Source organism: Vibrio sp. SG41-7 (assembly GCF_014164465.1).
Lineage (GTDB): Bacteria > Pseudomonadota > Gammaproteobacteria > Enterobacterales > Vibrionaceae > Vibrio > Vibrio splendidus.
On record NZ_JACJFF010000020.1, the window covers coordinates 1 to 20,617 of the forward strand.

General features: G+C 45.1%; 20 protein-coding genes and 1 pseudogene. 11 read left to right on the forward strand and 10 right to left on the reverse strand.

Annotated features, from left to right (window positions below; translation table 11 throughout):
- Positions 1 to 89, forward strand: a pseudogene (locus tag H5300_RS07810) (IS5/IS1182 family transposase); the annotation flags it as partial.
- 183 nt (positions 90 to 272) lie between these two features.
- Here the strand turns inward: H5300_RS07810 and bamC are convergent.
- Both bamC and dapA read right to left on the reverse strand, forming a co-directional pair.
- Complete coding sequence (bamC, locus tag H5300_RS07815; protein WP_182795742.1) at positions 273 to 1,286, reverse strand: outer membrane protein assembly factor BamC; 1,014 nt, start codon at positions 1,284 to 1,286, stop codon at positions 273 to 275.
- Positions 1,287 to 1,335: 49 nt separating this feature from the next.
- Positions 1,336 to 2,214: a 4-hydroxy-tetrahydrodipicolinate synthase gene (dapA, locus tag H5300_RS07820; RefSeq protein ID WP_004734279.1), complete on the reverse strand. Its 879-nt coding sequence runs from the start codon at positions 2,212 to 2,214 to the stop codon at positions 1,336 to 1,338.
- Between the two features lie 374 nt (positions 2,215 to 2,588).
- Between dapA and H5300_RS07825 the strand changes: the two genes are divergently transcribed.
- Positions 2,589 to 3,131, forward strand: coding sequence for a glycine cleavage system protein R (locus tag H5300_RS07825; protein ID WP_017079431.1), 543 nt, complete (start codon positions 2,589 to 2,591; stop codon positions 3,129 to 3,131).
- 12 nt (positions 3,132 to 3,143) lie between these two features.
- Entirely contained in the window at positions 3,144 to 3,614 is a 471-nt protein-coding gene (bcp, locus tag H5300_RS07830; RefSeq protein WP_017079430.1) for a thioredoxin-dependent thiol peroxidase, read from the forward strand.
- Positions 3,615 to 3,752: 138 nt separating this feature from the next.
- Here bcp and H5300_RS07835 read toward each other — a convergent pair whose 3' ends face one another.
- A complete protein-coding gene (locus H5300_RS07835) occupies positions 3,753 to 4,829 on the reverse strand; it encodes an AI-2E family transporter (protein WP_017084129.1) in 1,077 nt (358 codons plus the stop codon).
- Positions 4,822 to 5,061, reverse strand: coding sequence for a sulfurtransferase TusA family protein (locus tag H5300_RS07840; protein WP_004734311.1), 240 nt, complete (start codon positions 5,059 to 5,061; stop codon positions 4,822 to 4,824). The genes H5300_RS07835 and H5300_RS07840 overlap by 8 nt, the downstream gene beginning before the upstream one ends.
- A gap of 178 nt (positions 5,062 to 5,239) precedes the next feature.
- Here H5300_RS07840 and H5300_RS07845 point away from each other — a divergent pair, with 178 nt between their 5' ends.
- The 4 genes from H5300_RS07845 to H5300_RS07860 all read left to right on the forward strand — a co-directional run bounded on the left by H5300_RS07845 (position 5,240) and on the right by H5300_RS07860 (position 8,218).
- Positions 5,240 to 6,694 carry a M48 family metallopeptidase gene (locus H5300_RS07845; protein WP_182795743.1) on the forward strand — a complete coding sequence of 485 codons (1,455 nt, stop codon included), beginning with the start codon at positions 5,240 to 5,242 and terminating at the stop codon, positions 6,692 to 6,694.
- Between the two features lie 139 nt (positions 6,695 to 6,833).
- On the forward strand, positions 6,834 to 7,184 hold the full coding sequence (gene arsC / locus H5300_RS07850) for an arsenate reductase (glutaredoxin) (protein ID WP_004734313.1): 351 nt from the start codon (positions 6,834 to 6,836) through the stop codon (positions 7,182 to 7,184).
- 6 nt (positions 7,185 to 7,190) lie between these two features.
- Positions 7,191 to 7,784, forward strand: a complete 594-nt coding sequence (gene wrbA, locus H5300_RS07855) for an NAD(P)H:quinone oxidoreductase (protein WP_017096173.1) — start codon at positions 7,191 to 7,193, stop codon at positions 7,782 to 7,784.
- Positions 7,781 to 8,218: a DUF2069 domain-containing protein gene (locus tag H5300_RS07860; RefSeq protein WP_004734315.1), complete on the forward strand. Its 438-nt coding sequence runs from the start codon at positions 7,781 to 7,783 to the stop codon at positions 8,216 to 8,218. The genes wrbA and H5300_RS07860 overlap by 4 nt, the downstream gene beginning before the upstream one ends.
- A gap of 128 nt (positions 8,219 to 8,346) precedes the next feature.
- On the opposite strand, the gene H5300_RS07865 is transcribed toward H5300_RS07860, so the two are convergent.
- Positions 8,347 to 9,612: a DUF2066 domain-containing protein gene (locus tag H5300_RS07865; RefSeq protein WP_182795744.1), complete on the reverse strand. Its 1,266-nt coding sequence runs from the start codon at positions 9,610 to 9,612 to the stop codon at positions 8,347 to 8,349.
- 278 nt (positions 9,613 to 9,890) lie between these two features.
- Here H5300_RS07865 and H5300_RS07870 point away from each other — a divergent pair, with 278 nt between their 5' ends.
- Positions 9,891 to 11,129 (forward strand): uracil-xanthine permease family protein, encoded by a 1,239-nt coding sequence (locus H5300_RS07870; protein WP_004734317.1) that lies wholly within the window; start codon positions 9,891 to 9,893, stop codon positions 11,127 to 11,129.
- 150 nt (positions 11,130 to 11,279) lie between these two features.
- Here the strand turns inward: H5300_RS07870 and upp are convergent, their stop codons facing one another.
- Positions 11,280 to 11,906 (reverse strand): uracil phosphoribosyltransferase, encoded by a 627-nt coding sequence (upp, locus tag H5300_RS07875; RefSeq protein WP_004734318.1) that lies wholly within the window; start codon positions 11,904 to 11,906, stop codon positions 11,280 to 11,282.
- 169 nt (positions 11,907 to 12,075) lie between these two features.
- On the opposite strand from upp, the gene purM reads away from it, so the two are divergent.
- Positions 12,076 to 13,116 (forward strand): phosphoribosylformylglycinamidine cyclo-ligase, encoded by a 1,041-nt coding sequence (gene purM, locus H5300_RS07880; RefSeq protein WP_004734319.1) that lies wholly within the window; start codon positions 12,076 to 12,078, stop codon positions 13,114 to 13,116.
- A gap of 120 nt (positions 13,117 to 13,236) precedes the next feature.
- A complete protein-coding gene (gene purN, locus H5300_RS07885; RefSeq protein ID WP_099426121.1) occupies positions 13,237 to 13,923 on the forward strand; it encodes a phosphoribosylglycinamide formyltransferase in 687 nt (228 codons plus the stop codon).
- A 140-nt stretch (positions 13,924 to 14,063) separates the two neighbouring features.
- On the opposite strand, the gene H5300_RS07890 is transcribed toward purN, so the two are convergent.
- Together H5300_RS07890 and lpcA are read right to left on the reverse strand one after the other, a co-directional pair.
- Positions 14,064 to 14,909: a class II glutamine amidotransferase gene (locus H5300_RS07890; protein WP_017079424.1), complete on the reverse strand. Its 846-nt coding sequence runs from the start codon at positions 14,907 to 14,909 to the stop codon at positions 14,064 to 14,066.
- A 65-nt stretch (positions 14,910 to 14,974) separates the two neighbouring features.
- Positions 14,975 to 15,550 (reverse strand): D-sedoheptulose 7-phosphate isomerase, encoded by a 576-nt coding sequence (gene lpcA, locus H5300_RS07895; RefSeq protein ID WP_004734322.1) that lies wholly within the window; start codon positions 15,548 to 15,550, stop codon positions 14,975 to 14,977.
- Between the two features lie 327 nt (positions 15,551 to 15,877).
- Here lpcA and fadE point away from each other — a divergent pair, with 327 nt between their 5' ends.
- Positions 15,878 to 18,343: an acyl-CoA dehydrogenase FadE gene (gene fadE, locus H5300_RS07900; protein ID WP_182795745.1), complete on the forward strand. Its 2,466-nt coding sequence runs from the start codon at positions 15,878 to 15,880 to the stop codon at positions 18,341 to 18,343.
- Positions 18,344 to 18,564: 221 nt separating this feature from the next.
- On the opposite strand, the gene H5300_RS07905 is transcribed toward fadE, so the two are convergent.
- The gene (locus tag H5300_RS07905) at positions 18,565 to 19,812 is read right to left on the reverse strand and encodes a TIGR03503 family protein (protein WP_182795746.1); all 1,248 of its coding nucleotides are present in this window, start codon (positions 19,810 to 19,812) and stop codon (positions 18,565 to 18,567) included.
- A 9-nt stretch (positions 19,813 to 19,821) separates the two neighbouring features.
- Positions 19,822 to 20,610 (reverse strand): DNA polymerase III subunit epsilon, encoded by a 789-nt coding sequence (gene dnaQ / locus H5300_RS07910; RefSeq protein ID WP_182795747.1) that lies wholly within the window; start codon positions 20,608 to 20,610, stop codon positions 19,822 to 19,824.
- Positions 20,611 to 20,617: the final 7 nt, after the last annotated feature.

Below are 20,617 nucleotides of genomic sequence, written 5' to 3' on the forward strand. Positions count from 1 at the left end.
TTTCAAGTAGATATGACAAACTAGAAAGGAATTATGCCAGCATGTTATCGCTGGCATTCATGTTAATGTGGCTACCGATGTATTGTTGAACGCGAAATGTACAGCAAAGATCAACACGCCCTAATCAACGAATACAAAAAAAGAGGACACAATGTGTCCTCTTTTTTATTGGCTGTAGCTAACCACAGGGCTGATATGACTTACTCTGTGGTTTTTCAGCTATGCTCACTCAGTTTTACTTACTCTGCATCAGCTTCTTTGTCATCTTTAGTTTAGTCAGCAACATGTGCTAATACCGGTACCATTGACTTCAGTAGCTCTTCTTCTACTGGCTTACCTGATGCATCCGTTACGTTAATTGACGTACGGTTACCAAGATCACCAAACAAGAAGGTGTAAGTGCCTGGAGCCAAATCAATGGGTTGTAGGCCAATTGTTTCCCAGAACTCATCATCAGGCGCAGCATACTTAGCTTTTACAGTACCTTGAGACTGGTTACGCTCTTCAAGCTCAAAGCCCATCGTCGGTAGCAAGGTAGGCAAACGCTGCCACAATACATTGTATGGAGTACGAGCAATGATCACTGGGAAGCCACTACGGTCGGCACTCATTGAGATTGGAATGCGTTTAACCAGCTCTTGTGCTTTCAACGCTGCTTCAGCACGAAGGTTTTCATCGTACTTAGCCATCACTAGGTTCGTTAAGAACGCGTTGTAACGCTCCTTATTGGTTGCCGATACCGGCTTCTCTTCAGAGCCTTCACGCCAATCGATAAGGTTGATCTTGAAGCCATGGCGGTTGTTCGCTTGGAAACGAGAGATAGAGTAGCGACTGCCGATCTCTACTTCTTCATCTTCAGAAACCCAAGTAACCCAATCGGTCTCAATATCGTTTTCTGACTGTTCACGAATACCAATGCCACGTTGTGCCAGCATATCTACAGCCGTTTGCCACACGCGGTCTGCCTCTTCAGCACGAAGAAGCCATAGTGTCACTTCACCATTCTGACGTTCAGCTCGAGCACCAGGGATCAGCTCAAGAACCTGTTGCGGCGGACGAATATCCACTTCACGGCCTGTACCACCACTGAACTCACCACTTGGGATGTCAAAATTTGGATAGAACTGAGGTTGAGCATCTTCAGGCAGCTGCCATTGTGAAAACTCAGGTGTTTCTAAGTATTCGAAATCATCTTTGGCTTGGCGACGTTGAGTCGGGCTGCCAGAACATGCTGTAAGAACGAAAACAGCCAGTGATCCAATCACTAGCTGGTGAGAATACTTCATTTATACTCCTAAATGCCGAAGGTTCACTTCGGCATCACTTCATACGTTTTTAGTAAATGCACGCTTCAGTCATTGCTTGAGCAACAACGGGTTGAGCTGGCTTTGACAATTCAGTCAACGGTAGACGTAAGCCGCCTTCAGCAATCAGACCCATTTTATGAACCGCCCATTTTACGGGAATAGGGTTGGACTCAACGAACAAATTCTTATGTAGAGGCATCAAACGCTCATTGATCGCTTCTGCTTCTTCAAACTTGCCTTCTTTCGCTAACTTGAACATGGTTGCCATATCAGCGGCTGCAACATTGTTTGTTACAGAGATCACGCCATCACCACCACGCTTAACAAATTCTAGACCTGTTAAGTCATCACCACTTAGTAAGATAAAATCTTCGCCACAAAGTTCACGGTGAATTGCAATTCTGTCGAGATCACCCGTCGCATCTTTAAGTGCAACGATGTTTTCGATCTCAGCAAGACGAGCAACCGTTTCAGGTAACAAGTCTACAGCAGTACGACCCGGTACATTGTATAGGATTTGTGGAACGTCACTGACTTCAGCAATCGCTTTGTAGTGTTGGTATAAACCTTCTTGAGTCGGTTTGTTGTAGTAAGGCGTTACGCTCAGGCAACCAGCAATACCAGAACCATTCAGCAAACGGCTGAATAGAACAGATTCGTGAGTTGCATTTGCACCTGTACCAGCGATAACGGGAATACGACCATCAGCAAATTCAACGATCTTATTGACGACTTTGACATGCTCTTCAATAGTGAGTGTTGAAGACTCACCTGTTGTGCCAACCGCAACCAGACCATCACTACCTGCAGCAACATGGTGCTCAACTAACTTTTTAAGGCTGTCGAAATCCACTTCACCATCTGTATTAAATGGCGTAACTAGCGCAACGATACTTCCTGAAAACATGTCTATCTCCCTTAATTTATTCTTTTTGCATGTTACTGTAAGCCAATCAATAAACACAAGACATTAAAGTGGCTTACCGGCAACATCTGCATTAAATATTGTCGTATGTTTGAGGTAAAACGACTTCTAACGGCGTTCTACCGAGAATTTGGGTAACCTGCGCTCAATCTAGCGGATAGCACAGCACTGGATGTCAGTAACAAGTAAGCTGTGCTCTCACCGCTCAATCTCATTTTTTAACGCTCTCGATATTCTTATCATTGGTTGCATGTTAGAAGCAAGGTGCCTCATAAAAAGCCCCGTACGCACGCTTATTCCACGAGCTAACTGTGCTAACATGCATGAATCAATGGAATATAAAGAGACGTGATTTTATGACTCAACATCTAGTAATCACAGCTGTGGGCACAGATCGCCCAGGTGTATGCAACCAAGTGGTTCATTTAGTCACCCAATCAGGCTGTAACATTATTGATAGCCGTATCGCTCTATTTGGCGAAGAATTTACGCTTATCATGCTGCTGTCTGGAAAGGCAAACAACATCACCCGCGTTGAAACTACCCTGCCCTTGCTTGGACAAGAGCACGACTTGATTACGATTATGAAGCGAACCTCAACTCATGATGTTATTGAGAACTCTTACACAGTAGAGGTGTTCGTTGAGTCAGACGATAAAATCGGCCTTACCGAGCAGTTTACCCAGTTCTTCGCAGACCGAAACATCGGCCTCGATTCGTTAAGTGCGCGAACCATCAATAAATCTAAAGTTCAGCTCGATAACGACCAATTCCATATCTCTATTACCGCTTCTGTGCAATCAGAATGTAATTTGATGCAGCTACAAGAAGAATTCGACGCGCTGTGTCAGAGCCTATCCGTACAAGGCTCGCTCAACTTTATCAAAAACAGTTTTTAAAAAGGAAATATCATGAATACGCTAACGGCTGGTGTTCCAGCACCTGCTTTTTCTCTTCCTGATCAAGATGGCAATATCGTATCTCTTGGTGACTTCAAAGGTAAAAAAGTCCTGTTCTATTTTTACCCAAAAGCAATGACTCCAGGTTGTATTGTGCAAGCTGAAGGCCTGCGTGATATCAAAGCACAGCTTGATGACCTAAATGTGGTTGTTCTAGGTGTAAGTGTTGATCCAGTAAAACGCCTACCAAATTTCGTCGAGAAGAAATCTCTAAACTTCACACTGCTATCAGATGAAGACCACAGCGTTGCTGAGCAGTTTGGTGTTTGGGGAGAGAAGAAATTCATGGGCAAAGTGTACGACGGTCTGCACCGTATTAGCTTCCTAATTGATGAAGAAGGTCAGATTGAACACGTCTTCAACAAGTTCAAGACTAAGACTCACCACGAAGTGGTTCTAGACTACTTCAATCCAGAAGCTTAATGTTGTTTCTAGTGAATTGATGATCAAATTTCATACCTAGATGATCTAAGTTCACAATTGACTAATCCAAATACAAAAAGGCCGAATATCATGGATATTCGGCCTTTTTAATACTTACTCAACTGTATTGATCTTCAATTACGATTGATGCTCAGGGTCATCGTCGAGAGCATGACTCGGTAAAGCATTCCAAACCGCTTTCACCAGCGTAGCAAGCGGGATAGCAAAGAATACGCCCCAGAATCCCCACAGTCCGCCAAACACCAACACCGCTACAATAATCGCTACTGGGTGTAGGTTCACGGCTTCAGAGAACAGAACAGGAACGAGCACGTTGCCATCTAGCGCTTGGATAATACCGTAAGCCAATAACAGCCAGTAAAACTGAGGTTCTAATCCCCACTGGAACAAACCGACAATCGCGACAGGAACGGTCACAGCCGCCGCACCGATATAAGGGATCAGTACCGAGAAGCCAACCGCGACAGCCAGCAGAGCTGAATAACGTAAGTCTAGAATCGCAAAGGTCACGTAGCTGACGCCACCGACGATCAAGATCTCAAGTACCTTGCCGCGAATATAGTTCGAGATTTGTTGGTTCATCTCAACCCAAACCTTGGTCGCTAGACGACGGTTTTTAGGCAACACGCCACTCGCCATGCTGATCATCTCTTCTTTATCTTTTAGTAAGAAGAAGATAAGCAGCGGCACAAGAATCAAGTAAACCGCAAGCGTAGCCAAGCTCACAAGAGAAGCCAAAGAACCTTTAACAACACTTTCACCAAAGCCTAATGCTTTGTTTTTCGCGTTAGACACAATCGATTCAACGATCTGCAAATTTGCTAACTCAGGATAGCGCTCGGGAATCGTCGCGATGAACTTCTGTAAGCCGCCATACATGCTTGGAATATCATTGATGAGATTACCCACTTGCTCCCAAATGGTAGGCACTAAGCCAAACAGCGCCAGCAACATCAGGCTAAAGAACATCATGATGACTAGCATCACCGATGGCGTTCTTGGAACACCAAGTCTTTGGAGTTGGGTAACCGGCCACTCAAGTAAATAAGCCAATACAATAGCCACCAACAATGGCGCGATGAGATGACCAAAGAAGTAGATCGTAATAAAGCCGAAGAGAATGATGGCAACCAAACTGACAGCATGGGGATCAGAGAAACGTCGTTTATACCAACGATTGACCATTTCAAGCATCTGACTGCAATTCCTTTTTAGTGACGAGGAGATGATAGTAATTAGAGCAAACCTCAGTGATGACGTCATAGGCTTGCTTAGACAAAAAAGTAACAATATCTTTCATTGAGCTGTTATCAGAGACATAAATTGACAATGATTGCCCTACTTCTAACTTTACACTGTGACGCTTGGCTAATAATAGTGCCATTGGACAGCGCTCTTGGCGTAAATCTAGAATATTAGGTGTCATTCTTGAGCTCGATGCTTATTATAAGGGTCGTATTGTAATCTGTTTTTGAAAACGCGCCATCATTCATTCATCTTCCTTCATGATAGCGCACGCACTCGGCAAAGGTTACATCAGATAAAGAACCAATTTGCATTGCACTTGTCTTACTGTCAGAAGAAACGGAGTATTACTGACTAATATGTTTAAACGCGCTCGCTCAATTGCTTGCTTATGCATCGCAGCTACATTAAGCACCCCAACGTTGGCGAATACCAACAGTTTGGAGCTACCCGATATCGGCACCGCTGCTGGCGGCACCCTCACTATCGACCAAGAACTTATCTATGGTGATGCCTACATGCGCATCATCAGAAGCAGCCAGCCTATCGTAAACGACCCGGTTCTCAACCAGTACATTGATACGCTTGGCCATCGTCTTGTCGCAAGCGCGAATGATGTAAAGACACCTTTCCAGTTCTTTATGATCCGAGACCGCAACATCAACGCCTTTGCATTCTTTGGTGGTTATGTTGCTTTGCACTCAGGTCTGTTCCTGCATGCACAATCTGAAAGTGAGTTGGCTTCAGTGTTAGCGCACGAAATCGCGCACGTTACCCAACGTCACTTAGCGCGTAGTATGGAAGATCAAGCGCGTCGTTCTCCAGCAACCATCGCAGCGCTAGCAGCCTCTGTATTATTGGCCATTGCAGCACCTGAAGCAGGTATCGCAGCTCTAACTGCCACAACCGCTGGTAACATGCAAAGCCAGATCAACTACACCCGTAGTAATGAAAAAGAAGCTGACCGCTTTGGTATCAATACACTGGCGAAAGCAGGGTTCGATGTGAATGCGATGCCACGTTTCTTCGGTCGGTTGGCTGATGAATACCGTTATGCCAGCACACCACCCCCAATGCTGCTGACTCACCCATTACCAGAAGATCGAATCACCGATTCACGCGCTCGCGCTCGCAGCTATCCGCCACTAAAACTGGCCCCATCACTGGACTACCATCTAGCAAGAGCTCGCATTGTCGCGCGCTATGCGGGCATTAATAACGATGCTGCCCTAGATTGGTTTGAACGTAAGCTGAAAAAAGCACCTAAAGCCTTGGTTCCATCATTAGAGTATGGCCAAGCACTGGTTTACTTAGATTCTAAAAAATTAGATAAAGCTGAGCCGATTCTGACCAAGCTCATCAACAGCGATCCAACCAACCTGTTTTATCTAGATGCCATTTCGGATCTTCACATCGAGAAGAAGCAGCCTGAGATTGCGATTAAGGAACTTAAATCGGCACTGGTTCGTCAACCAAACAACCCAGTTCTGACCATTAACTACGCCAATGCACTGATTGAAAATGAATACCTACAGGAAGCCGTTCGCGTATTGCAACGTTACACGCACGATAACCCGAACGACACCAACGGCTGGCACCTACTTTCAAAAGTAAATACAAGCCTTGGTAATAGCGACGAAGAACTGGCTGCTCGTGCAGAGATCTTGGCACTGCAAGCCAACTGGAACAAAGCGATTCAGTACTATACGCAGGCTAGTCAAATCGCAGAGCTCGGCAGCCTAAAACAAGCACGTTACGACGCCCGAATTGATCAACTAATGATTCAGCGTGAACGCTTCTTGTCGTTACAGTAAGTGTATTTATTGGCAGCGGTTCGTTGTCAGAAGAAAAAGAAAGCTCAACGTTACATAGTAAAGAAGCCACTCAAGTGGCTTCAACTGAACAATTGCTTCAACTGAACAATTAAATCAAAAATAATAATGAGGAAGAACCATGTCCGTCGTGATTTATCATAACCCACGCTGCTCAAAGAGCCGTCAAACTCTCGAACTGCTTGAAGCAAACGGCGTACAGCCAGAAGTTATCAAATACCTAGATACGCCTTTAACTATCGAGCAACTTAAAGTGCTGTTCACGCAGCTTGGTTTTGACAATGTTCGCGAAATGATGCGCACCAAAGAAGCGGATTACAAAGAGGCTAATCTTGGCGATGCATCAGTTACCGATGAAGATCTATTCTCAGCAATGGCGACAAATCCAAAACTATTTGAACGCCCTGTTGTTGTTGCGAACAACAAAGCAAAGATTGGTCGTCCACCAGAGCAAGTGCTAGAGATTCTGTAAGCCGATATGAGCATCAACATTCTTGTTCTCTACTACAGCCGCCACGGCAACACACAAGCTCTAGCAAGGCAGATTGCACGAGGGGTGGAGTCCATCCCGGACTGTGAAGCCATGTTAAGAACGGTGAACGACGTGTACACGGTAGAAGAGCAGCCTGATTCACGCTATCAACCAACCGATCCTATTGCCTCGTTACAAGAGCTCCGTTCTTGCGATGGTTTAGCACTAGGCAGTCCGGTTTGGTTTGGCAACATGGCTGGACCTATGAAGCACTTTTGGGACAGCACAACATCACTGTGGATTAATGGCGATCTGATCGATAAGCCAGCTTGCGTGTTTACCTCTTCTTCATCACTGCATGGCGGGCAAGAGACCACACAACAAAGCATGATGTTGCCACTGCTTCACCATGGCATGTTAGTGGTGGGTATCCCCTACTCAGAACCTGCGCTGCACACCACTCAAACCGGAGGCACACCCTATGGTGCGAGTAGTACCGGAGAGAGCGCTTCATTAAGCAAAGATGAAATTGAGTTGGCGCAAAACCTAGGCAAACGTCTAGCGCGCATCGCAATAAACCAGAAGGGAATTTCTCAATGATGTATATGCCAGAGAAGGCGATGTCTCCCACAACCAAGCTATTCCGCTACCTTGCTTTAGCGGGCAACTTGTCGCTTTTATTCTGGGTGATTGCTTGGCAGATGACACTTTCGCCGCACCCTCATCTAAGTAATGTAACGCTTGCGATCGCTTGGGCTATACCGCTGTTACTGCCATTACCGGGCATTCTAGCAGGTAAACCTTATACGCATGCTTGGGCGAACTTTGTCTTAATGCTCTACTTCCTACACGCATTAACTATTTTGTATGTAGACGGTGGCGAGCGCTTATTAGCGGCTGTAGAACTGCTTCTGACGACTCTAGGCTTCGCGGGCAATATCTTATTTACTCGCTTTCGAGCCAAAGAATTAGGCATCAAACTTAAGCGCCTTTCTGAAGTAGAAAAGACCGAGAAAGCTAAGTTCGAGCAGTAGCCTGGATTAGGTTGTCCTGATCTAGTATCAATAGAAAAAAGTGACAACAAACAAAAAGCCCTGCGAGATTTCTCTTGCAGGGCTTTTTTCATGAATTCATTTCAATCGGTCATGTCAGAAGACAATCACTAGCGAACCCATTCGTATACTAGGCTTGGCTTAGCATGTACTGGCGCAACAACTGTTAGCACTTCCGAGCCAGACGTATTCGTTAGCTCAGCATCCGCTTCAGTTGATAACTCACTACCTTTGATGACTTGAACACTTGGGTCAGCTTCGTTAGCCGTCGCTTCTGCGCCATCGTCCAGGGTCGTATCAGTAACAGCTGCTGAATCATCGCCTACAGACATGGTGTTGTCTTGCGTTTCAAATTCAGGGCTCACTTCAGGTTCAATATAAGATTCTTCAACCTTTGCGACTTGGCGAATGCTTTCCACTTCTTGCTCAAACTCTTGTTGAGTCGACAATAAGTGAATTCGAAAAGTTACTTCGTTATTCTGAATTTTCAGAATATCTAAGCTTGCCACCGAGTTTAAACGCTTAAGTGCATTCTCCAATTGGAAAAAGTCTTGTGCATTATTCAGGCTAATAAATTGCGTTAAAATCGACTCTGATGATTCACTTGCTACTGTCACCGCACTTTTACCTGCGTAGTAATTACTGATTTGGTCGACAAGTTTCTTAGAAGTCGTCGCGCTGTTGCCCGATAGCGAACCACTGACTGGCGATTTTGGTGTGCTCGTCAGTTGGTTTGGCTTTTGATCGTATAGCGTCCAACGTAGACCTGAAGATTGAGCTTTTATCACCAGAACAGCATCAACCGGGTAACGCTGACTCGCTTTACTGATCGGTGTAACAAAGCTACCCCAAAGATCAGAGGTCGCGATACCCGTAATGTCATCAAAATCACCCACTGGTAGCGTTAGAGGCAAACCGCGCTCTTTTGCGTTGGTTTGTAAACCTGCCGCTAATTGTGAGTTGGAGTGTTCCCACACAATATTCTTGTCGTAGTTCTGTTCTTCCACCAGCCAAACAAGGATATTTGAGCGAGTATCAGGCCAATACGGCAATTGTGCTTGAGTCAGTAGCGAACGGATTTGAGCGCCGTTAAAACGCATGCGCAATGTTGATTGGTCATTGCTTTCACCAAAACTCATTTGAGACATGTACTGCGAACTCTTACGCATCGCCTTTTGAATCATCTCATTCGAAGCGACATCAGTTTGGCCAGTCGCACGTATCAAAACCTGTTCCATGCCGGTATTTCTTGCCACTTGTTCTGGCTGTTTGTTTTCAGCGTTAATCGCAACTTCAGCACTAAAGATATCTACTTGAGTTAATGCATAACTCGGAGAGGCTAATAGTCCCATCAACAACAATGCTATGTAGCGCATACTGATCCTAATATTCAAATCTTGTGCCTAGATGATAAGCAACTATGGATTGAGGGGCAAGGTCGATAGCGCCCACTGTGTTTAATAACCACAAAATATCACCTGGCCATGATAAATCGCTCACTTATAAACTGAGTTTTTCTAGCTTTGACGAATATAAAATATCACTAAGATAAATAAATTTGATCTATTTGGTGTGGCAATCGATTGCTAAGTGATAGAATCCCGCGAATTTTATTTTTCACTTTTCATATAACGACCATTTTTAAGGACATAACATGAAGAATGCTCTGCAAGGTGCACAAATGCTGTTTGTAGCTTTTGGTGCGCTTGTATTGGTGCCGCTACTGACTGGACTCGATCCCAACGTTGCACTCTTTGGCGCGGGTATCGGTACCCTTTTATTCCAACTTATTACACGCCGTTCAGTGCCAATCTTCTTAGCGTCTTCTTTTGCATTCATCGCGCCTATCATGTTTGGTATTCAAACTTGGGGTGTGGGTGCAACCATGGGCGGCCTAATGGCAGCAGGTGTTGTGTATGTATTAATGGGCGCATTGATTAAAGTACGTGGCGTAGCCTTCATCCATAAACTGCTTCCACCCGTGGTGGTTGGCCCTGTGATCATGGTTATCGGCTTAGGTCTTGCGCCTGTTGCAGTAAACATGGCGCTAGGCAAAACCGGCGATGGTGCGGTTCAACTTATCGATGCAGACGCCGCGTTATGGATCTCGTCTATTTCATTGCTAGTGACGATTGTCATCAGTGTTTTCTCGAAAGGCTTCCTTAAATTGCTGCCTATCTTTGGTGGCATTGTAGCGGGTTACGTAACGAGCTTGGTATACGGCGTAGTTGATTTTACCCCCGTAGCTCAAGCAGCTTGGTTAGCACTACCAAACTTCACGGCACCAGAATTCAACATCAACGCTATCTTCTTTATGGTGTTTGTGGCAATTGCACCTGCTGTTGAGCACGTGGGCGACATGCTTGCTATCTCGAACGTAACCGGTAAAGACTACCTTAAGAAACCAGGCTTACACCGCACTATTACTGGTGATGGTGTGGCAACGATTGCCGCTTCTATGCTGGGCGCGCCACCCAATACAACCTACAGTGAAGTAACGGGTGCTGTAATGCTGACTAAAGCATTCAACCCAGTGATCATGACTTGGGCAGCAGTGACAGCGATTGTTCTGGCTCTAGTAGGTAAGCTAGGCGCTCTTCTGCAAACGATCCCAGTTCCTGTGATGGGCGGCATCATGATTCTACTGTTTGGTTCTATCGCAACCGTAGGCTTGAATACTCTAATTCAGAATAAAGTAGACCTACATAAATCACGCAACCTTGTGATTGTGGGTATTACGTTAGTCTTCGGTATTGGCGGCATGGCATTTGGCATCGGTGACTTTAGCCTACAGGGCGTAAGCTTATGCGGTATCGTGGCAATCCTACTTAACCTAGTCCTTCCAGAAGAATTAGGCGACAACACCGTAGTAGACAAAGCTCAAATCGATTAATTTATCGGTAAGGCTAGATTCAAAAGAATCACAACCTAACAAGATCAAAAAAGGGAGAGCATCGAATGCTTTCCCTTTTATTTATACGGCTAATTAAGCAGGTTCAGTTAAGTTTAAAAACTCTTTAAATTAACTTAAACCGAAACTGAATTACTTAGTACCGAAGATCTTATCACCAGCATCGCCAAGACCAGGAACAATGTAGCCCTTGTCGTTTAGCTTCTCATCGATTGCAGCCGTGTACAGCTCAACATCTGGGTGCGCTTTTTCTAGAGCAGCGATACCTTCAGGAGCAGCAACAAGCACAAGAATCTTAAAGTGCTTACAACCTTTCTCTTTCATAAGGTCGATAGTCGCGATCATAGAACCACCCGTCGCAAGCATTGGATCTACCACTAGAGCAATACGCTCGTCGATGTTAGATGCAAGCTTGTTGAAGTATGGTACTGGCTCAAGCGTTTCTTCGTCACGGTAGATACCCACAACGCTGATACGTGCACTTGGGATGTGCTCAAGAACGCCGTCCATCATGCCTAGACCAGCACGTAGGATTGGCACTACAGTTACTTTTTTACCTTTAATTTGGTCAACTTCTACTGGACCGTTCCAACCGTTAATCGTCACACGCTCAGTTTCAAAATCTGATGTCGCTTCGTATGTTAGAAGGCTACCCACTTCTGTCGCTAGCTCACGAAAACGCTTAGTGCTAATGTCACCCTCACGCATCAGGCCAATTTTATGTTTTACTAGCGGGTGTTTCACTTCAACAACTTTCATTTCCAACTCCGGCAATATTTAAACAAACCTGTAGATTATACACGAACTGTGGGGTTATTTCAGAATCTTTATTCTAATAAAAAAAACCGCGCAAACGTTTGCTCTTGGTAATCAAGCCCTGTTAGAATAGCGCCGTTTTCACATCCAACTTAAGTTCGAGGACTATCCCGTGAGTGGTAATACTTCTTCTCTAAGCTACAAAGACGCTGGTGTTGATATCGACGCAGGTAATGCACTAGTAGACCGTATCAAAGGTGCTGTTAAACGCACTCGTCGCCCTGAAGTAATGGGCGGTATTGGTGGCTTTGGCGCCCTATGTGAACTTCCAACGAAATACAAAGAGCCAGTACTTGTTTCAGGTACTGATGGTGTTGGTACTAAACTTCGCCTTGCTTTGGATCTGAAAAAACACGACACCATTGGTATCGATCTAGTGGCAATGTGTGTGAACGACTTAATCGTTCAAGGTGGTGAGCCGTTATTCTTCCTAGACTACTACGCAACAGGTAAGCTAGATGTAGATACAGCTGCAGACGTTGTTTCAGGTATTGCTGAAGGTTGTGTTCAAGCAGGTTGTGCACTAATCGGTGGCGAAACAGCTGAAATGCCAGGCATGTACGAAGGCGACGACTACGACGTTGCTGGCTTCTGTGTTGGTGTTGTAGAAAAAGCTGACATCATCGATGGCACTAAAGTAGCTGCAGGTGACGCACTTATCGCTGTTGGTTCAAGTGGTCCACACTCAAACGGTTACTCTTTAATTCGTAAAGTTCTAGAAGTTTCTGGTGCTGATAAAAGTGAAGAGCTAGAAGGTCGTACTATTGGTGAGCACCTACTAGAACCGACTAAGATTTACATCAAATCGGCACTTAAGATGATTGCTGAGCATGACATTCATGCTATCTCGCACATCACAGGTGGTGGTTTCTGGGAAAACATCCCACGCGTACTTCCTGAAGGCACTAAAGCAGTGATTGACGGAAAAAGCTGGGAATGGCCTGCTATCTTCAACTGGCTACAAGAGAAAGGGAACGTGGAAACATTTGAAATGTACCGCACTTTCAACTGTGGTGTAGGCCTAGTTGTTGCTCTACCTAAAGATCAAGCAGACGCTGCTGTTGAACTACTGAAAGCTGAAGGCGAAAACGCTTGGGTTATCGGTGAGATCGCAAACTCTGAAGCTGGCGAAGAGCAAGTAGAAATCAAATAAGTGATACGCTCACTTACTTAGTTAATCAATGAGGACCTTATGGTCCTCATTTTGCTATTTAGCCCGCAGAAAACCTTAGTTTATGTAGGTACATTGTAAATACTTCAGTTAACCAATCGCATGACCCACTCTATGAAGAACAGCCATTCTATGAATAACAGTCACTCTAAGAAAAACATCGTCGTTTTAGTCTCAGGAAGCGGAAGTAACTTGCAAGCCATTTTGGATGCCTGTGACAGCCACACGATTGACGCCTCTGTTAAGGCCGTTTTCTCAAATAAAGCGGATGCTTTTGGTCTAGAGCGTGCAAAATCAGCAGGTGTTGACGCTCACTCGGTGAATCCAAAAGAATTTAACTCCCGTGAAGAGTTTGATCATGAATTGATGGTTCAGATCGATGCGTACCAACCCGATCTAATCGTACTCGCTGGCTATATGCGTATTCTGAGTTCAGAGTTTGTTCGCCATTACGCGGGGAAAATGATCAATATCCACCCTTCTCTGTTACCTAAGTACCCAGGCCTACACACCCACCAGCGTGCCATTGATGCGCAAGACAAAGAACACGGCACCAGCGTTCACTTTGTTACCGAAGAACTCGATGGTGGCCCTGTGATCTTACAGGCTAAGGTGCCAGTATTTGAAGATGATGATGCTGACATGTTAGCAAGTCGAGTTCTGACTCAAGAACACTGCATTTACCCTATGGTCTGTAAATGGTTTGCCGAAGATCGTTTATCGATGGTAAACGGGCAAGCTGTCTTAGACGGTAAAGTATTAGGCAATCACGGTTACGCAGAAGAGTAATTCGTATAACGGTTCTCGCAAAGTAAATCACTGAAGAGCAGCCCTTAAAAATCAGAAAACAAAAAGGCCGCTTACTGACTTATTAGTTCAGCAAGCGGCCTTTCTTTTGTTCGGATCAAAAATGATGCTATTCGGAGCGTTTAGCTCAATGGCTCAGTTGGTGCTTGGCTTGCAACCTTTTTAGGTGCATAAGCAACATCTTCCAATGCTTTATGGTTATTGCCGATCAGCTCACCAAAATGAAACAACGCGTATTCGCCCGGCTTCATTCTAAACCACTCTTCATTGCATGTTAGAGGCTGAGTTGCTACCACCGTGACCACATCATTCGGCGTGGTCTCTTCTTGGAAGTTTATCTCAACATCTTCATCAATCAGGCTCGCATTACCAAAAGGCGCGCGTCTTGTTATCCAGTACAAATGATTCGTACAGTAGGTCATCACGTACTCGCCATCACTGAGTAACATGTTGAAGACGCCTTTCTCTCTTAGCTGGTCACAACACTCAGCGACAAAGCGAAACATACCTTCCATGTCTTGAGGTGGCTCAGGAAAACGATCTTCTAGTTGTTTCACTAACCAACAGAAAGACAGTTCACTGTCCGTCTCACCGACCGGTCTGAAACGACCACTAACCAGATCATCGTAATCCGTTAATTGGCCATTATGGGCGAAGGTCCAGTATCGTCCCCAAAGCTCACGGGTAAATGGGTGAGTATTTTCTAGATTAACGCCACCACGATTGGCTTGACGGATATGACTGACAACAGCTTGACTTTTAATTGGGTAGTTTTGAACCAACTCAGCGATCTTGGATTCACAACTAGGGTTAGGATCTTTAAACGTACGAAAACCCTTTCCTTCATAGAAAGTAATACCCCAGCCATCGCGGTGCGGGCCAGTATTGCCTCCACGCTGCATAAGACCAGTAAAGCTAAAACAAATATCAGTTGGCACATTCGCGCTCATACCGAGCAATTCACACATGGTTTAATCTACTCCCTATCAAAACCAATGGAGCCTAAGTTGGGCCCCAAATGTCTTTAAAACTATTATTCCATTTCTTTTTCAACAAGCTGAATCACAATGTGGATGATCTTAATGTGAATCTCTTGGATGCGGTCAGCGTAACCAAAATGTGGAACTCGAATTTCGATATCGGCACAACCTGCCATTTTACCGCCATCTTTACCGGTTAGCGCGATGGTTTTCATGCCTTTAGCTTGAGCAGCTTCAATCGCTTTCAAAATGTTGGCAGAGTTACCTGAAGTCGATAAACCAAACAACACGTCCCCCTTACGACCTACCGCTTCTACATAACGAGAAAATACGTGGTCGTAGCCAAAGTCGTTACTTACACAAGATAAATGGCTAGGATCTGAAATCGCAATACCAGCGTAACCTGGACGATTTTCACGGTATCGGCCAGTAAGCTCTTCCGCGAAGTGCATCGCATCACAGTGTGAGCCACCGTTACCACAAGAAAGTACTTTACCCTCTTGCTTAAATGAATCTGCAATCAGTTTTGCAGCAGCTTCAATTTGAGCAATGTTATGGTCATCACTCAAGAACTTGTTAAGAACGTCAGCAGCTTCGTTCAATTCACTTTTGATTAGGTCATGGTACATAAGGCTTATCTCTTATTTTTTTGATGCAACTTAAAGTGCGCGAAATGAGAACTGGGGGTTTCCCCCTCTTTATCACTGAGTTTACCCACAAACATGAAATAGTGTCGACACTTAAGCCCAAAGATTGCCACCTTTATTAGCCTATCGCTGCCGATCCGCCCAAATATTCGCCACCAACCTCTCACAATTAGAACTTTAACTCTATTGAGATCACTTTTTATCCACTTTAGAGTTTTACAAATATTTAATATTTTGTTTACACTTGACTGGTTAGACCTCTTACCTAAACTTAATAACAATAAGTGATCTCTGAAAAGGAAATCGATCATGAACATATTGCTCTCCCTACTCGGCATGACAGCAGTCTTAAGCGTCTGTCTTTACCATAGAGTTAGCCTAGTACGCGCATTAATCGTATTAACCGGCACAATGGTAGCATTAACACTGTTTGGCGGCGTAGCTGTCACTGGCTGGCTTTGCTATCTCTTAGCCATTGCGATTTTTGCTGTACCGGCAATTCGTCAGACCATCATCAGTCAAAAAGCACTTTCTTTGTTTAAAAAAGTACTGCCTGCAATGTCTCAGACAGAAAAGGAAGCATTAGAAGCTGGTACTGTGTGGTGGGAAGCAGAGCTGTTCAAAGGCAAGCCTGAATGGAAGAAACTTCAAAACATCGCTGACCCTAAGCTGTCTGAAGCTGAGCAAGCATTTTTAGATGGTCCAGTAAATACAGTGTGTGAAATGGTCAATGATTACCAAGTAACGCATGAGCTGGCTGATTTGCCACCAGAAGTATGGCAATACCTGAAAGACCATAAATTCTTCGCAATGATCATCAAGAAAAAGTATGGCGGTTTAGAGTTCTCGGCTTACGCTCAGTCTTTAGTGCTACAGAAGCTAACGGGCGTTTCTAGCGTATTGTCATCAACCGTTGGCGTACCTAACTCGTTAGGCCCCGGTGAGCTATTACAGCACTACGGTACAGAAGAACAAAGAAACCACTACCTACCCCGCTTAGCGGAAGGTAAAGAGATCCCTTGTTTTGCCCTAACCAGCCCAGAAGCAGGCTCAGATGCCGGCTCAATCCCCGATTACGGCATCGTATGCAAAGGTCAATGGCAAGGCGAAGAAGTTCTAGGTATGCGCCTCACTTGGAACAAGCGCTACATTACCCTTGCACCTGTCGCAACAGTATTGGGACTTGCGTTTAAATTACGAGATCCAGACGGCCTACTTGGTGACAAGCAAGAGCTCGGTATCACTTGCGCGCTTATCCCTACAGATTTAAAAGGCGTGAAGATTGGTAATCGTCACTCCCCACTTAACGTACCGTTCCAAAATGGCCCAACCCAAGGTGATGATCTCTTCGTTCCTATCGATTTCATCATTGGTGGCCAGAAAATGGCCGGCCAAGGCTGGCGTATGCTGGTTGAGTGTCTATCTGTTGGTCGTGGTATCACACTGCCTTCAAACTCAACGGGCGGCATTAAATCGGCCGCGCTTGCAACCGGTGCTTACGCTCGTATTCGTCGCCAGTTCAAACAACCTATTGGTCGTATGGAAGGGGTTGAAGAGCCGCTTGCACGCCTAGCAGGTAATGCCTACGTAATGGATGCGGCGAGTAACCTAACGGTTGCAGGTATCGATCTTGGCGAAAAGCCTTCGGTTATCTCAGCAATTGTGAAGTACCACTGTACTCACCGTGGCCAACGCAGCATCATCGATGCGATGGACATCGTCGGTGGTAAAGGTATTTGCTTAGGCCCATCAAACTTCTTAGCTCGTAGCTACCAAGGCGCGCCAATCGCGATTACCGTGGAAGGTGCCAACATCCTAACTCGTTCGATGATCATCTATGGTCAAGGCGCGATTCGTTGTCACCCTTATGTTCTAAACGAAATGGAAGCGGCTTATTCTGAAAGCAGCGATGCTCTTGATAAGTTTGATTCTGCGTTAGCTGGCCACGTTAGCTTTACACTCAGTAACCTCGTTCGCAGTTTGTGGTTTGGTTTAACCGACGGTCGTGGTTCTGATACGCCAACTCCAGTTAATAAAACTGACAAACAAACACAGCGCTACTACCAAAAATTGAACCGCTACAGCGCTAACCTAGCGCTACTGTCTGATATTTCAATGGCAGTACTAGGTGGTTCTTTGAAACGTAGAGAGCGTCTTTCTGCAAGACTGGGCGATATCCTGAGTCAACTCTACTTAGGGTCTGCAACACTTAAGCGTTTTGAAAGTGAAGGCAGCCACGCTGAGGATCTACCGCTAGTACATTGGGGTATGCAAGATAGCTTACGTCAAACTGAAGTCGCGATTGATGAGTTCCTAGCGAACTTCCCTAACCCGGTAATTGGACGCCTACTTCGTGTTGTACTGATGCCATTTGGTCGTATTCGTCGTGCACCCAATGACAAACTGGATAGCCAAGTAGCAAGCATACTACAAACACCAAGTGAAACTCGTTCACGTATTGGCCGCGGTCAATACTTAGAAGCAACGGAATACAACCCTGTTGGTAAAATAGAAAAAGCACTAGAAGTGATTCTTCAAGCGGAGCCTTTATTCGACAAAGTCTGCAAAGAGACGCATCAAAAACGCGCTTTCTTAAGACTCGACCTTGTTGCTCAACTAGGACTTGAGAAAGGTATTTTAAATGAGCAAGAAGCTGCGTTGCTTGTTAGCGCTGAAGAACACCGACTATACACAATTAACGTTGACGACTTCGCACCAGAGGAACTCGCAGCAAAGTCACAATACCCAGGTCAATCGATTGATAACGTGGCCTAGCCAAAGTATCAATTGTATCCGTATGTAATTAAGCAACTCAGTTGCGAAACCAGATACACGAGATAGACCAGAAGCAAAAACGGGACTCATAGAGTCCCGTTTTTTTATATCACAATAAAGTAGTCGCAATGTTACATCCATGAGCTACTTACATCGATGAACTCATTACATCTATGAGCTAAAGCGAACGCTGAATGACCTTGCCAGCGTCGACTCCTGCTTTATTTAGGAGCTCTTAGCTGCATCTCAGGTTGAGCTTGCTTTTTCGCGGTTATTTTACGAATCACAAACCAGATCAATAAACCCAAGAGAATTGCGACAACATTACCGATGGCGATGATGATCATACTGCGTTGTCGGTCATCTTCGCGTTTCTGAAGAATCATCAACTCTGTCGCAATACGTTTTTGTTCGGCAAGCGCTTCTTCTTGAAGGCGTCTTGACTCCGCTAAATCGATATCTTCAACAACGCTGTATGATTGTTCTGTAATTGGAAAGATCAGTGGACGTTGACTTGAAGCATCGGTGGCGTAAACCATCCCTGACCAACTATAAATCCCTAAATCACCATTGTAAGGCACCTCTAAAGGCACTTTCATCGCATCGACTTCAGCTTGCCCTTGCTTATACGTTACATACTCATCAGGGGCTTTGTGTTCAACATGAACGGCTAATGAGCTTGGGGCTATCATGCCCGGCTCACCTGATACGACTATCGTATGAGGTAACCCTTCTTTGCGAGACTGAATAAATGTTGTGGTGAGCGGTGTTGGATAAACCAAGACCTCTTGCTCTTGCGCTCGAAGGAACACACCGTTTCCAGAAGTAATACGCGCACGATATTTGCCCGGCTCAATATCAATCGGCAACGACACAGTAAAAACACCATCTCCGGCTTGTTCATCAAGACCACTGCCATCGTCGGCAAATTCGCCCATCACAACTGGAATTGGCCGCGCCTCTCTCACTAAAGACTCTTCATTTTCAACGAACTTAGTAAACGTAACTTTAAGCTTTACGCGATCTAAAAAATCGCGCAACACTAAAGGTTTGCCGTCTGATGTCAAACGAGCCGTAAATTTAATATTTTCGGTTTGGTACAGTTTGTCAGGGAAGTCATTGGCATCTAAAACAAGGTGAGACAATAGCTTGATATTGTTCTTAGGTGAGACCTTACCAACCGCTTGCCAAGGGCCAGGCATCGGATTGTCGATAGATATGATGTCCATTGATGATTCTTCGTACCAACGGACATTATCGGCATTGTGCCAAGCGTAGTACTTCTTGCCGTCAGGGCGAACCAAAACGACAGGTTTAGAGTTATCGGCTCGATAAATCACAAAGGTGACTTGTTCAATACTGGGATCAACGCGAAAGCGGTTGTCCAATAAACTCATTACGGATTCCGTTGCCGCATGCAAGCTAAAACTTAACAGCAATAAGTAACCGGTAGCCAATACCCTTAACATACTTTCTCCCTACTGACGCCAGAGGCAGCTTCCGCTTTTCTCGACGAGATCTAAACGACTTTGATGCGCTTCTACTTCATCGGCCGTAGCTCGTAAAACCTTTAGGGATTTTCGACCACTTTCTGCTCTTCGGATACTTTCTGCACCGCCATCTTGTTGACCAGCGTTAAATTGCAGCGAAGTTTGTCCACCTGTCATCAATAAATAGACGTCAGCTAGAATCTCCGCATCGAGTAAAGCGCCGTGGAGAGTACGGTGTGAGTTATCAATACCATAGCGGTCACATAAGATATCTAGGTTGTTTCTTTTACCTGGGAATATCTTTTTCGCCATTGCCAAGGTATCGGTAACTTTACAATAGTCATCCGTTTTACCAATCGCAGGATTAAGCTTCTCAAACTCATAGTCCATAAAGCCCGTATCGAAGGGCGCATTGTGAGCCACCAGCTCAGCGCCTTTGATAAAGTCGAGAAACTCTTTGTGAATATCTTGATACTCAGGCTTATCTACCAAGAATTCATCAGTAATACCGTGAACGCCAATCGCCTCTTCTTGAATGGCACGATCGGGTTTGATGTAGACGTGAAAATAACGCCCGGTCAATCGACGGTTGATGATCTCGACGGCACCGATTTCTACGATGCGATGACCCATATAGTGAGGACCACCTTCCGTATTCATACCGGTTGTTTCGGTATCGAGTACTATGATGCGTTTGTTTTCTGCGTTCGCCCCATTTTCTGATTTGGAGTTCGCTGCTGCGTCAACGCTTTGTTCTGGAGTGCTACTGGTATTCATAAGGATA

Bases quoted from the DNA above. Each gene is read 5' to 3' on its own strand.
- bamC (WP_182795742.1), bottom strand. From the start codon at position 1,286: ATGAAGTATTCTCACCAGCTAGTGATTGGATCACTGGCTGTTTTCGTT.
- dapA (WP_004734279.1), bottom strand. From the start codon at position 2,214: ATGTTTTCAGGAAGTATCGTTGCGCTAGTTACGCCATTTAATACAGAT.
- H5300_RS07825 (WP_017079431.1), top strand. From the start codon at position 2,589: ATGACTCAACATCTAGTAATCACAGCTGTGGGCACAGATCGCCCAGGT.
- bcp (WP_017079430.1), top strand. From the start codon at position 3,144: ATGAATACGCTAACGGCTGGTGTTCCAGCACCTGCTTTTTCTCTTCCT.
- H5300_RS07835 (WP_017084129.1), bottom strand. From the start codon at position 4,829: ATGCTTGAAATGGTCAATCGTTGGTATAAACGACGTTTCTCTGATCCC.
- H5300_RS07840 (WP_004734311.1), bottom strand. From the start codon at position 5,061: ATGACACCTAATATTCTAGATTTACGCCAAGAGCGCTGTCCAATGGCA.
- H5300_RS07845 (WP_182795743.1), top strand. From the start codon at position 5,240: ATGTTTAAACGCGCTCGCTCAATTGCTTGCTTATGCATCGCAGCTACA.
- arsC (WP_004734313.1), top strand. From the start codon at position 6,834: ATGTCCGTCGTGATTTATCATAACCCACGCTGCTCAAAGAGCCGTCAA.
- wrbA (WP_017096173.1), top strand. From the start codon at position 7,191: ATGAGCATCAACATTCTTGTTCTCTACTACAGCCGCCACGGCAACACA.
- H5300_RS07860 (WP_004734315.1), top strand. From the start codon at position 7,781: ATGATGTATATGCCAGAGAAGGCGATGTCTCCCACAACCAAGCTATTC.
- H5300_RS07865 (WP_182795744.1), bottom strand. From the start codon at position 9,612: ATGCGCTACATAGCATTGTTGTTGATGGGACTATTAGCCTCTCCGAGT.
- H5300_RS07870 (WP_004734317.1), top strand. From the start codon at position 9,891: ATGAAGAATGCTCTGCAAGGTGCACAAATGCTGTTTGTAGCTTTTGGT.
- upp (WP_004734318.1), bottom strand. From the start codon at position 11,906: ATGAAAGTTGTTGAAGTGAAACACCCGCTAGTAAAACATAAAATTGGC.
- purN (WP_099426121.1), top strand. From the start codon at position 13,237: ATGACCCACTCTATGAAGAACAGCCATTCTATGAATAACAGTCACTCT.
- H5300_RS07890 (WP_017079424.1), bottom strand. From the start codon at position 14,909: ATGTGTGAATTGCTCGGTATGAGCGCGAATGTGCCAACTGATATTTGT.
- lpcA (WP_004734322.1), bottom strand. From the start codon at position 15,550: ATGTACCATGACCTAATCAAAAGTGAATTGAACGAAGCTGCTGACGTT.
- fadE (WP_182795745.1), top strand. From the start codon at position 15,878: ATGAACATATTGCTCTCCCTACTCGGCATGACAGCAGTCTTAAGCGTC.
- H5300_RS07905 (WP_182795746.1), bottom strand. From the start codon at position 19,812: ATGTTAAGGGTATTGGCTACCGGTTACTTATTGCTGTTAAGTTTTAGC.
- dnaQ (WP_182795747.1), bottom strand. From the start codon at position 20,610: ATGAATACCAGTAGCACTCCAGAACAAAGCGTTGACGCAGCAGCGAAC.